The sequence below is a fragment of the Caballeronia sp. LZ019 genome (assembly GCF_031450825.1).
Classification (GTDB): domain Bacteria; phylum Pseudomonadota; class Gammaproteobacteria; order Burkholderiales; family Burkholderiaceae; genus Caballeronia.
Genome location: NZ_JARTVZ010000005.1, coordinates 983,749 through 996,175 on the forward strand (window position 1 = coordinate 983,749; position 12,427 = coordinate 996,175).

10 protein-coding genes and 1 rRNA gene are annotated in these 12,427 nt (G+C 63.7%); 8 read left to right on the forward strand and 3 right to left on the reverse strand.

Annotated features, from left to right (window positions below):
* Positions 1-23 precede the first annotated feature (23 nt).
* Positions 24-1,555, reverse strand: a 16S ribosomal RNA gene (locus tag P9255_RS18035).
* A gap of 463 nt (positions 1,556-2,018) precedes the next feature.
* Entirely contained in the window at positions 2,019-3,305 is a 1,287-nt protein-coding gene (locus P9255_RS18040; RefSeq protein WP_309790192.1) for an SGNH/GDSL hydrolase family protein, read from the reverse strand.
* A gap of 149 nt (positions 3,306-3,454) precedes the next feature.
* On the opposite strand from P9255_RS18040, the gene P9255_RS18045 reads away from it, so the two are divergent.
* Positions 3,455-4,600, forward strand: coding sequence for a class I SAM-dependent methyltransferase (locus tag P9255_RS18045; RefSeq protein WP_309790772.1), 1,146 nt, complete (start codon positions 3,455-3,457; stop codon positions 4,598-4,600).
* A 50-nt stretch (positions 4,601-4,650) separates the two neighbouring features.
* On the opposite strand, the gene P9255_RS18050 is transcribed toward P9255_RS18045, so the two are convergent.
* Positions 4,651-5,934: a TIGR03862 family flavoprotein gene (locus P9255_RS18050; protein ID WP_309763877.1), complete on the reverse strand. Its 1,284-nt coding sequence runs from the start codon at positions 5,932-5,934 to the stop codon at positions 4,651-4,653.
* Between the two features lie 181 nt (positions 5,935-6,115).
* Here P9255_RS18050 and P9255_RS18055 point away from each other — a divergent pair, with 181 nt between their 5' ends.
* The 7 genes from P9255_RS18055 (at position 6,116) to P9255_RS18085 (ending at position 12,400) form a co-directional block, all read left to right on the forward strand.
* Entirely contained in the window at positions 6,116-7,594 is a 1,479-nt protein-coding gene (locus P9255_RS18055; protein WP_309763876.1) for an MFS transporter, read from the forward strand.
* A 168-nt stretch (positions 7,595-7,762) separates the two neighbouring features.
* Positions 7,763-8,764 carry a 1,2-phenylacetyl-CoA epoxidase subunit PaaA gene (gene paaA, locus P9255_RS18060; RefSeq protein WP_309790193.1) on the forward strand — a complete coding sequence of 334 codons (1,002 nt, stop codon included), beginning with the start codon at positions 7,763-7,765 and terminating at the stop codon, positions 8,762-8,764.
* A 16-nt stretch (positions 8,765-8,780) separates the two neighbouring features.
* Positions 8,781-9,065 carry a 1,2-phenylacetyl-CoA epoxidase subunit PaaB gene (gene paaB / locus P9255_RS18065; protein ID WP_309763874.1) on the forward strand — a complete coding sequence of 95 codons (285 nt, stop codon included), beginning with the start codon at positions 8,781-8,783 and terminating at the stop codon, positions 9,063-9,065.
* A gap of 9 nt (positions 9,066-9,074) precedes the next feature.
* Positions 9,075-9,872, forward strand: coding sequence for a 1,2-phenylacetyl-CoA epoxidase subunit PaaC (paaC, locus tag P9255_RS18070; RefSeq protein ID WP_309763873.1), 798 nt, complete (start codon positions 9,075-9,077; stop codon positions 9,870-9,872).
* On the forward strand, positions 9,869-10,396 hold the full coding sequence (gene paaD, locus P9255_RS18075; protein ID WP_404980368.1) for a 1,2-phenylacetyl-CoA epoxidase subunit PaaD: 528 nt from the start codon (positions 9,869-9,871) through the stop codon (positions 10,394-10,396). The genes paaC and paaD overlap by 4 nt, the downstream gene beginning before the upstream one ends.
* 21 nt (positions 10,397-10,417) lie before the next feature.
* On the forward strand, positions 10,418-11,506 hold the full coding sequence (gene paaE / locus P9255_RS18080) for a 1,2-phenylacetyl-CoA epoxidase subunit PaaE (RefSeq protein ID WP_309763872.1): 1,089 nt from the start codon (positions 10,418-10,420) through the stop codon (positions 11,504-11,506).
* Between the two features lie 93 nt (positions 11,507-11,599).
* Positions 11,600-12,400 (forward strand): DUF1835 domain-containing protein, encoded by an 801-nt coding sequence (locus tag P9255_RS18085; RefSeq protein WP_309790194.1) that lies wholly within the window; start codon positions 11,600-11,602, stop codon positions 12,398-12,400.
* The last annotated feature ends 27 nt before the right edge of the window (positions 12,401-12,427 follow it).

Below are 12,427 nucleotides of genomic sequence, written 5' to 3' on the forward strand. Positions count from 1 at the left end.
TAACTTTAAGCGCGAAGCTCGAGAAAGGAGGTGATCCAGCCGCACCTTCCGATACGGCTACCTTGTTACGACTTCACCCCAGTCATGAATCCCACCGTGGTAAGCGCCCTCCTTGCGGTTAGGCTACCTACTTCTGGTGAAACCCACTCCCATGGTGTGACGGGCGGTGTGTACAAGACCCGGGAACGTATTCACCGCGGCATGCTGATCCGCGATTACTAGCGATTCCAGCTTCACGCAGTCGAGTTGCAGACTGCGATCCGGACTACGATCGGTTTTCTGGGATTGGCTCCACCTCGCGGCTTGGCAACCCTCTGTTCCGACCATTGTATGACGTGTGAAGCCCTACCCATAAGGGCCATGAGGACTTGACGTCATCCCCACCTTCCTCCGGTTTGTCACCGGCAGTCTCCTTAGAGTGCTCTTGCGTAGCAACTAAGGACAAGGGTTGCGCTCGTTGCGGGACTTAACCCAACATCTCACGACACGAGCTGACGACAGCCATGCAGCACCTGTGCGCCGGTTCTCTTTCGAGCACCCCCACCTTTCAGCAGGGTTCCGACCATGTCAAGGGTAGGTAAGGTTTTTCGCGTTGCATCGAATTAATCCACATCATCCACCGCTTGTGCGGGTCCCCGTCAATTCCTTTGAGTTTTAATCTTGCGACCGTACTCCCCAGGCGGTCAACTTCACGCGTTAGCTACGTTACTAAGGAAATGAATCCCCAACAACTAGTTGACATCGTTTAGGGCGTGGACTACCAGGGTATCTAATCCTGTTTGCTCCCCACGCTTTCGTGCATGAGCGTCAGTGTTGGCCCAGGAGGCTGCCTTCGCCATCGGTATTCCTCCACATCTCTACGCATTTCACTGCTACACGTGGAATTCTACCTCCCTCTGCCACACTCAAAGCCTGCCAGTCACCAATGCAGTTCCCAGGTTAAGCCCGGGGATTTCACATCGGTCTTAACAGACCGCCTGCGCACGCTTTACGCCCAGTAATTCCGATTAACGCTCGCACCCTACGTATTACCGCGGCTGCTGGCACGTAGTTAGCCGGTGCTTATTCTTCCGGTACCGTCATCCTCCATCCATATTAGGGACGAAGTTTTCTTTCCGGACAAAAGTGCTTTACAACCCGAAGGCCTTCTTCACACACGCGGCATTGCTGGATCAGGGTTGCCCCCATTGTCCAAAATTCCCCACTGCTGCCTCCCGTAGGAGTCTGGGCCGTGTCTCAGTCCCAGTGTGGCTGGTCGTCCTCTCAGACCAGCTACAGATCGTCGCCTTGGTAGGCCTTTACCCCACCAACTAGCTAATCTGCCATCGGCCGCCCCTGCAGCGCGAGGTCCGAAGATCCCCCGCTTTCCTCCGTAGATCGTATGCGGTATTAATCCGGCTTTCGCCGGGCTATCCCCCACTACAGGACACGTTCCGATGTATTACTCACCCGTTCGCCACTCGCCGCCAGGCCGAAGCCCGCGCTGCCGTCCGACTTGCATGTGTAAGGCATGCCGCCAGCGTTCAATCTGAGCCAGGATCAAACTCTTCAGTTCAAACCTGTTACTGTTTTTCGGTTCCGTTAGAAACCGGTCGCTCACTCAACGTACTGACGATGATTAATCCGTCCGAAGACAGACAAACCTTCCTCTTAATACTTCGTGTGAGACTCTTGATTACTTTTGCTTGTCGCTCCAGCACCTAAGCACCAGAACCGCACTCACCATCAAGCGCCCACACTTATCGGCTGTTAGTTTTTAAAGAACATTCGCGAGACCTTCCTGCTTCGTCTTGCGTCGCTGCGTCAGCAGCAGAGAACGAGATTATGAAGAATCTTTTTCTCTCTGTCAACAGCTTTTTTTGCTTTCGCTTCCAAAATCTGTCAACTTCGAGGACGCCTGTTTCTCTGGCGTCTCCTCGTCTTGCGACGAGGAGCGGAATAATAGGCCAACCAGACTGCGATTACAAGGGGATGACGCAGATTTATTTCCCGTCGCCGAACAAGTGCCCGAACGACTCCTATCTTGACGCGCCCGCCACGATTTCCACCGGCACCGCTGCCGCCATCGCCGCATACCCAGCGTCGCTCGGATGAATGTGATCGCCACTGTCATACCGCCGCTGCAGCTCGCTCGGACGCGCGGGGTCACGCAACGCCTCGTCGAAATCGATGACGCCGTCAAAAGACCGGCTCGAGCGCAGCGACGCGTTCACTGCCGTGCGGATAGCCTCGCGCTCGGCCGGCAGCGAAGCGGGCGTCAGCGTCGCGCCATAAATCTTGATGCCACGCTGATGCGCCTGAGCGATCAACCGTTGATACCCGCGCAAGAGCGCTTCTGCGTTGACCTGCGTATGGGGCGCGTCGCAATCGAGCCCCTCCCGCGGGGGCATTGCGGCAAAGTTGATGTCATTGATACCGATCAGCACGATGATCGCGCGCACGCCTGGCTGGCGCAGTGCGTCCCGGTCGAAGCGGCTCACCATCGCCTCGCCATAGCACGGGGAATTGCTGAGCAGCCGGTTTCCGCTGATTCCCGCATTGACGACCGCCACCTGCCCGTCGCCTTTCTGCGCGATTTGCCGCGCAAAGGCGTCGGGCCAGCGACGATTCGCGTTCAGCGTCGAACGCATGCCGTCCGTGATCGAGTCGCCGATGGCAACGACGGCACGCGCCGACGGACTTTGCACCGACACGTTCGTGAGCCACGCATACTGGGTGAACCGCGTGCGGAAGGCTGTCGCGGCCGCGTCCTCCGTCCGGTCGCCCGGCGTCAACACATAATTCACCTGACTGGCGATCCGATGCCACGCCACGAGCTTCTGATCCTTGCCCATGTACATACTGATGGCGAGCGGCTGATTCGCCACGACATCGAAAGCGACGGGATCGCTCGCGACCTGTCCGCCGGGCGGGACCGTCACGCTTTTGTTGCCGGCGAACAGCACCGGCCGGCTCGTCGCCGGCTGTATCGCCGCACCGTTGCCGCTGACTGCGCGCGCTGCCGTCATCGATTGGACGACAAGCGGCTCACTGCCATACAAATTGCTGATGCGCAACCGCATTTCCCGGCCGGCGAGTTGCGGATAGATCACCTGACGCACGGTCCGGCCGCCGACCTCCGGCGCGCGATAAAGCGGCGGCAGCTTGGCGAGTTGCGGGATCGCCTGCAACGCGGTCGCCCACGCGCTGACCCAGTGGTCGTTGACGGGCGCCTCGGCCGTATCGGCGGCGATCGCGCTCGATGCGCAAGCGAACGGGAGCACAAGCGCAGCCGCGCAAGTCGCGGCGAGAACTTGGAGTTTCATTCGGCGATGGGTTCGAAGAAAGGCAGAATTGTGCCTGATCGTCACATGTACGGCGTCGAATGTGTGGTCCGTCGGCCCGCGCGCCCGAAATGGCCTCACAATGCAGCCAGATCCTTTGACGCAAAGACACTATGCAATCGAAAAGCAGCATAACCGATGTTCCGCCGCAGCTTCACTGGGAAGAAGACGGCGAAGCCCGCTCTGCCCGCTGGCGATCCGAAAGCGGCAATCAGCCGCCGAAGCGCGTCGTGATCGGACACGATCAGATGACCGCCGACCACGCGTACCGCCTCGCCTGCGAGGGCACCGCGATTCTTTGGCGTGGAGACTTCCAGAACGCGCGCCAGTTGCTGCAGGCGATGGCCCGCCGTATCGACAACAAGCCGCGCAAGGCGAAGAAAGCGGCGGCGGAAAAACCCGCTTCGCCCGTCGATGCCTTCAATTTGCATCGTCTCGCGCAATCGCAGCGTGCGCGCACCCTCGCAATGCTGATCCTTCCGCTCGACGAACAGTACGCCATTCCGCTGCGCCGCGCGCCGGACGTGCGTCAGGCTTGCGAAGAGGCCTATGGACCGGCCGACGAAGCCTCGGTCGTTTCGTTGCGCGAAGTGCTCGGTTTGATCGGCGCGCACGAGTGGCGCAAGAAGGGCGTCGAGATCAAGGCGACCGGCGGCCGGATTCATCCGTATTACGGCGTGTTTTCGCCCGTGCGCGGCGAGTATGTCGATCTGGTCGCCAATCAGCCGCTGCCGTCTCATTCGCTTGCCTTCGATATCGGCGCCGGAACCGGCGTACTGGGGGCGGTGCTGGCGCGCCGCGGCGTCGAGCGCGTTGTTGCAACGGACATCGATCCGCGCGCGCTCGCGTGTGCGCGCGAGAACATCGCGCAACTGGGCCTGGGCAAGCAGGTCGATGTCGTCGAGGCGAATCTCTTTCCCGAAGGACGCGCGCCGCTGGTCGTCTGCAATCCGCCGTGGCTGCCGGCGCGACCGAGCGCCGCCATCGAGCACGCGATCTACGATCCCGACAGCCGCATGCTGCGCGGCTTCCTCGACGGGCTCGCCGCGCATCTGACGCCGGGCGGCGAAGGCTGGTTGATCCTCTCCGACTTTGCGGAACATCTCGGGCTGCGCACGCGTGCGCAGCTGCAGGAATGGATCGATGCAGCGGGTCTCAAGGTCAACGGCCGGATCGACGTGAAGCCGCATCATCCGCGCGCGGCGGACAAGGCCGACCCGCTTTATGCGGCGCGATCGGCGGAAGTGACGTCGCTTTGGCGGCTCGTCGCGCGATGATTTGAAGTGGGGTGTCCGGCGGTCGCTGCGCGCGGTCGCCGGGCGTTTGACTATAGATCGCGAGCCCGCTCCCGAAGCCACGCGAGCGCCCCTTCCCCCGCGACAAGTCCGCTCGCAAAACACGCCGTCAGCAGATAACCGCCCGTCGGCGCTTCCCAGTCGAGCATCTCGCCCGCGCAGAACACGCCGGGCAGCGCGGCGATCATCGACCGCTCATCGAGCGATTCGAACGCGACGCCGCCCGCGCTACTGATGACTTCGGCAATCGGACGGGGGCGCAGCACGCGCAAGGGCAGCGCCTTGATGCGTGCCGCGAGCGTCTCGAGATCGGCGTACTCCTCTTTCGCGAGACATTCGCGCAGCAATCCCGCCTTGACACCCGCCAGATGCAGGCGGCTCTGCAGATGACTCGACAGCGAACGCGCCCCGCGCGGATGCAGCACTTCATCGCGGACACGCTCGGCGGAAAGCTGCGGCGTGAGATCGAGGAGAAGCGTCGTCCCCGCATCGCCGCTTGCGATCAGACGATCCCGAATCGGTGCGGAAAGCGCGTAGATCAGACTCCCCTCGATGCCCTGCTCCGTAATCAGGCATTCGCCGATGCGCCAGTCCACCTCGCCATCCGCGCGCGGCACGCCGATCGCCACCGACTTGAGCGGCTCGCCCGCGAACCGGCTGCTGAAGTGCCGCGTCCAGCCGACATCGAAACCGCAGTTCGACGGCAGAAACGGCCGCACGTCGACGCCACGCGCCGCCAGATGGGCGACCGCACCGCCATCCGAGCCCAGTTGCGGCCAGCTTGCCCCGCCCGGCGCGAGCACGAGCGCGTCGTGACGAACGCGCTTCTCGCCCTGCGGCGTGGCGAAACGCGAAACCGAGACGCCTTCGCCGGCCCAGCCGAGCCATCGATGCCTCATGTGCAGCGTCACCCCCGACGCGCGCAGCCGATGCAGCCACGCGCGCAGCATCGGCGCAGCTTTCATGTCGGTAGGGAAGACGCGGCCCGAACTGCCGACGAACGTCTCGACGCCCAGGTTGTGCACCCACTCCCGCAGCGCGGCGGCGTCGAACCGCGCGAGCAGCGGGGCGATGTTCGCGCGGCGCGCGCCATACCGGCCGAGAAACGCATCGGCGGGCTCGGAGTGGGTGAGATTCATGCCGCCCTTGCCGGCCATCAGAAACTTCCGACCGACGGACGGCATCGCATCGAAGACGTCAACGCGCGCGCCGCCTGCCGCGAGCGCTTCGGCGGCCATCAGGCCGGCCGGCCCGCCGCCGACGATCGCAACTTCGACCACCTGCTCGACCGATTCGTTGTTTTTGACAGACGCCATCCTCAAAGCCGCTAAGAAACGAGAGCGCCATTGTCGCATCGCACGGTCGGCGCGACTCGCGCAGAGCCCGCGCGTCCTCGTAAGTCATTAAATAACAAAAAAGAATTTGGTCGCACGGAGTCCGGCCAGTACGATCGCGCGATTCGTTGAATCGACAACTTTCTACCTTTTTGGTCCAGTCATGTCAGTCTCCACCGCGCCCGATCGCGCTTCACCTCAAGCCGCCCCCGACGCGCGCCCCGTTATCCGCAGCGCCGCGGATGTTTCCAGTCTGGTCAATCGCGGCGCGGCCGTCGGGAGCGACGCGCGCATTGTCGTCGCCATCGCGCTCGGCGGAATTTTCCTCGATGCCTACGACCTCGGCGCGCTCGCGTTCGGCATGAAGGACATCGCCCGCGAGTTTTCGTTGACGCCGACCGGAACCGGTTTCGTCGCATCCGCGATCACCTTCGGCGCGATCATCGGCGCATTTCTTGGCGGCTATCTGACCGACAAGGTCGGCCGCTATCGCGTCTTCATGGCCGACATGTTCTTCTTCGTCGTCGCGGCGATTGCCTGCGCGCTCGCGCCGAACGCGTGGGTGCTCGGCGGAGCGCGCTTCGTGATGGGGCTGGGCGTCGGCATCGATCTACCGGTCGCGATGGCGTTTCTCGCCGAGTTCTCGCGGTTGCAAGGTCGTGGCAACAAGGCCGCGCGCGTCGCGATGTGGTGCCCGACGTGGTACGCCGCGATCAGCGTTTCCTATCTGCTCGTGCTCGGCCTGTACGCCGTGCTGCCCGAGCACAACGCGGGCTGGCTGTGGCGGCTGATTCTCGGCTTCGGGGCGGTCCCGGCGATCGCGATCATCGCGATCCGCAGCCGCTACATGAGCGAATCGCCCGTGTGGGCGGCCAATCAGGGCGATCTCGCCGGCGCCGCCGCGATCCTGAAACGCTCATATGGCATCGATGCCCGCGTAGACGCGAGCGCACTGGCAGCATCGAAAGCACCGAAAGCGCGCCGCGCGTCGTTCGCGAACTATGGCGCGTTGCTGCGCGGGGTGTATCTGCGCCGCACCGTGCTGGCGACGGTCATCGCGATTGCGTCTTCGTTCGCGTATAACGCCGTCGCGTTCGGGCTGCCGGTCATCATCTCCAGCTTCCTCGCGCAGTCGATGCTCACCACGATTCTCGCGTCGCTCGCGCTGAACCTGTGCTTTGCGTTCGCCGGCGGGCTGTTCGCGGTGCGGACCGTGCCGAAGTTCGGCGCGTGGAACCTCACCGTCGTCGGCTACGCGTTTCAATTGGCGGCGCTCGTCGGGCTCGCGGTCGTCGGCAAGCCGGCGACGGGCGCGCAGGTCGTCATTGCGATCGCGCTGCTCGCCGCGTTCCTGCTGGGCCAGGGCATCGGGCCGGGCTCGCACAGCATGACGTTCGCGTCGCTGAGCTATCCGACATCGCTGCGCGGCGTGGGCGTCGGCTTCAACCAGACGCTCATGCGCGCAAGCTCGACCGTTTCGCTGTTCCTGTTCCCTGTGCTGTCCGCCGCGCTCGGGACGAAGGTGTTCTGGATCATCGCGGTCGCGCCGCTCGCCGGGCTCGTCGCACTGTTCGCGGTGCGCTGGGAGCCGTCGGGCTATGACGTCGACGCTGAGGATTTCGCCGGACAAACTGTTCGCTAAGCAATTCCCTCCATCCGCGACGCGGCGCCGGCTCCCAAAAGGAGCGGCGCCGTTTTTCATTGCGGCCCGCCTAGGTGAATTCCCGGCCATCCCGAAAAAAGCAATTGCCCGACCGTCCGGTCGGTTTATAATCGGCCGACAGCGACTTCCCATGAGCGAGTGTCCGCCATGTACACCCAATCTCTCGATCTTCCCGGTCAGCAGCCCGCTTCGGAGGCCCCCGCCGACGCCTCTTCCGATCAGCAACGCTTCGACGCCGTGATGCAGGCCGACGGCAAGATCGAACCGCAAGACTGGATGCCGGAGGCTTACCGCAAGACGCTGGTTCGGCAGATTTCGCAGCACGCGCATTCCGAGATCATCGGCATGCAGCCGGAGGGCAACTGGATCAGCCGCGCGCCGAGCCTCAAGCGCAAGGCGATCCTGCTCGCCAAGGTTCAGGACGAAGGCGGCCACGGTCTCTATCTATATAGCGCAGCAGAAACGCTGGGCGTATCGCGCGATCAACTGGTCGATGCGCTGCACGCGGGCCGAGCGAAATATTCGAGCATCTTCAACTATCCGACGCCCACGTGGGCCGATGTCGGCGTGATCGGCTGGCTGGTCGACGGCGCGGCGATCATGAACCAGATCCCGCTGTGCCGCTGCACCTACGGCCCTTATGCGCGGGCGATGATCCGCATCTGCAAGGAAGAGTCGTTCCATCAGCGGCAAGGTTTCGACGCCCTTCTCGCGATGATGAAAGGCACGCAGGCGCAAAAGGATCTCGTGCAGCAGGCGGTGAACCGCTGGTGGTGCCCGGTGCTGATGATGTTCGGCCCGAGCGACAAGGATTCGATCCACAGCGGCCAGTCGTTCGCCTGGGGCATCAAGCGCATCTCGAACGACGACCTGCGGCAGAAGTTCGTCGATGCGACCGTCGAGCAGGCGAAGATTCTCGGCGTCACGTTGCCCGATCCCGATCTGAAATGGAACGCGGTGCGCGGCGCGCACGACTACGGCGAGATCGACTGGGAAGAATTCTGGCGCGTCGTCAACGGCGACGGCCCCTGCAACAAGGAGCGCCTCGCCACCCGCGTCAAGGCACACGACGACGGTGCATGGGTGCGTGAGGCCGCGCTTGCGTACGCGCAAAAACAAGCGGCGCGCGCGCATCGCGAAGCAGCGTAATCAGGAGACGAGAGAGATGAACAAGGAATGGCCGATCTGGGAAGTCTTCGTGCGCAGCAAGCAGGGACTCGATCACAAGCATTGCGGCAGCCTCCACGCCGCCGATGCCAGCGCCGCGCTGCGCATGGCGCGCGATGTCTACACGCGACGTCAGGAGGGCGTGAGCATCTGGGTGGTGCCGTCGTCGGCCATTACGGCGTCCGATCCGGCCGACAAGGGCGAGCTGTTCGAGCCCGCCGGGGACAAGATCTACCGGCATCCGACGTTCTTCGTGCTGCCCGACGAAATCAACCACATGTAAGGGCGCGACATGAGCACCGAACATCTCGCCTATGTGCTGCGTCTCGCCGATAACGCGCTGATCCTCGGCCAGCGCAACGCCGAATGGTGCAGTCACGGCCCGGCGCTGGAAGAAGACATCGCGCTTGCGAACATGAGTCTCGATCTGATCGGGCAGGCGCGGCTGCTGTACTCCCATGCGGCGACGCTCGAAGCCGCGCTCACCGGCCAGCAGAAGACGGAAGACGATTACGCCTATTTCCGCGGCGAGCGCGATTTCGCGAATTACACGCTCGTCGAGCTGCCGCACTTCGGCCCGCTCGCGGGCACGGCGCGCACCGAACGCGACTACGCGGTGACCATCGTGCGCAACTTTCTGTATTCGGCGCTGATGGCCGAGCTGTGGACGGCGTTGCAGGCATCGTCGGATGCGCAGCTCGCGGCGATCGCGGCGAAATCGATCAAGGAAACGCGATACCACTTGCACCACGCCCGCGACTGGTTCGTGCGCTTCGGCGACGGCACGGACGAATCGCACCGGCGGGCGCAGGCGGCGCTCGATTATCTGATGCCCTACACGCGCGAATTCTTTCATCCCGACGCCGTCGAGCGCGCGGTGGCCGAAGCGGGCATCGCGCCGCTGGCGAGCGATTTCGAAGCCGTGTGGCGCGATGCGGTTGCATCGGCGATCGACGAAGCCACCCTGCGCGCGCCCGCAGAAGTGAAGCACGTCAGCACGGGCAAGCTCGGCGAGCATTCGGAGCACATGGGTTATCTGCTCGCGGAAATGCAAAGTCTCGCGCGGCAGCATCCGGGTGCGACCTGGTGACGACGAGCCCGAACGCCCAGAGCGACGCCGCGCTGCAACGCGCGTGGTCCGTCCTCGAATCGGTGCCCGATCCGGAAATCCCGGTCGTGTCGATCCGTGAGCTCGGCATCCTGCGCGACGTCCGCCACGGCGACGACGGCGTGCTCGAAGTCGTCATCACGCCGACGTACTCCGGTTGCCCGGCGATGTCGCAGATCGCGGAGGACATCGCCCATGCGCTCGAGAACGCGGAACTCGGCGCGCATCGCGTCAAGACCGTGCTCGCGCCCGCCTGGACGACCGACTGGATTACCGGCGACGCGCGCGAAAAGCTGCGCCGCTACGGCATCGCGCCGCCCACGGGCGCTTGCAGCAGCACCGAACAACCGCTGCGCTTCGTGCCGTACAAGAAGGAAGTCATCCCCTGTCCGCGCTGCGGCTCCGCGCACACGGAAAGGCTCGCGCAATTCGGCTCGACGGCGTGCAAGGCGCTGTATCGCTGCATCGATTGCCGCGAGCCGTTCGATTACTTCAAGCCGTATTGACTGCTCCGAGACACGATCATCATGGCGACTCCGCAATTTCATCCGCTGCGCATCCGCGACGTTCGTCCCGAAACCGCCGATGCCGTCACCGTCTCGTTCGACGTGCCGCCCGAACTGCGCGACGCTTTTCGCTTCACGCAGGGCCAGTTCGTGACGCTGAAGACGCATATCGACGGCGAGGAAACGCGCCGCTCGTATTCGATTTGCGTCGGCGTGACCGATTACGATCGCGACGGCGAATTGCGCATCGGCATCAAGCGCGTGCGGGGCGGACGCTTCTCGAACTTCGCGTTCGACACCCTTAAGCCGGGTCATGAAATCGAGGTCATGACGCCCGACGGGCGCTTCTTCACGCACCTGAACGCCGATCACGCGAAGCACTATGTCGCGTTTTCGGGCGGCTCGGGCATTACGCCAGTGCTGGCAATCATCAAGACGACGCTCGATCTCGAGCCGACGAGCCGCTTCACGCTCGTGTACGGCAACCGCAGCGTGGACGCGATCATGTTCGCCGAAGAACTGGAAGACCTGAAAAACCGCTACATGAGCCGGCTCGTGCTGTATCACGTGCTGTCGGACGACCTGCAGGACGTCGAGCTGTTCAACGGCGTGCTCGACAAGGCGAAGTGCAAGGCATTCCTCGAGACGCTGTTGCCGCCGGACGAAATCGACGAAGCGTTCATCTGCGGTCCCGCGCCGATGATGGATGCCGCCGAATCCGCGCTGAAGGAATCGGGCGTGGCGGCGGATCGCATCCACGTCGAGCGGTTCGGTACGCCGCTGCCGCAAGCGGGCGTGCCGCAAATCGAGATCACGGAAAGCACGCCGGCGGCGGACCTCGAACTGATCATCGACGGAAAGAAGCGCAAGCTGCGCCTGCCGTACGAAGGCGTGAGCGTGCTGGATGTCGGCCTGAAGGCGGGGCTCGCGCTGCCCTATGCATGCAAGGGCGGCGTCTGCTGCACGTGCCGCGCGAAGGTCGTCGAGGGGACGGTGAAGATGGACAAGAACTACACGCTCGAGCAACACGAAATCGACGACGGATTCGTGCTGACGTGCCAGTGTCATCCGGTGAGCGAGCGCGTCGTCGTGAGCTTCGACGAGCGTTGATCTGAGCGCGAAAGGCCACACCGGCGCGCGCGGCGATTGGCTTAAACTGGGACCGCACATCGCGGTCCCTTCGTCTTCCGGCATGCCGACACCATGAACTTGATTCACGTCACGAATGGCGACAGCGCCGCCCGGTCGCTGACAGAAGCGCTTCTGCTCGCCGGGCGCGACGACCAGGTGATCGCCCTGCGCGACGATCTCGCCGTCGGTCCCATCCGCGATGTGGACGAATCGCCGGTCGCGCGCGCGACGTTCTGGCGTCACGTCTGGAACAGCGCGGTCGATTTCGAAGCGGAGCTCAAGGCGCAACAGGCGCTCTTCGGCCGTCTCGCGCGCGGCGATGCGCAGGTGGTCGTGTGGCACGGCCAGAGCGCGGCGGATCAGCTCACGCTGCGGCGCGTCGCCTATCACTTGCGCAATGTGCCGCAGCGGCTGAACGAAGCGAAGCTGGCCTTCGACGATCTGTCCGTCGCCGCTCCTGACGCGCATCCCGAGGAGGCGAGCCGGCCCGACCGCGCGACCGCTGTCGGCATGTTCTCGCCGCATCAACTGGTGGCGAAGCTGCCGAGCGCCGCGCCCATCTCCGTGCTGCGCATCAGCCGGCTCGCGCTCGAATGGCAGGAAGCGAAGCACTCCAACGCCGAAAACCGCCGCCTGCGCGACAACATGCTGGTCTCAGGCACGTGGACCGACGTCGACGAAGCGATGCTCGACATCGCGACGTCCGAGTGGTGCCCCGCGAGGCGCATCGCCGGCGAGGCGATGACGCAGCAGTTCGACTTCCTGCTGAGCGATTCGGTCGCCTTCTGGCGATGCCGCGAACTCGTCGCGGCGGGGCGGCTTAAAATACGCGGCACCCCGTCGGAAATCGTTGACGCCGAACTGCGGCGGTAATGCAGACAAGCCAATAAGCCGAAAAGA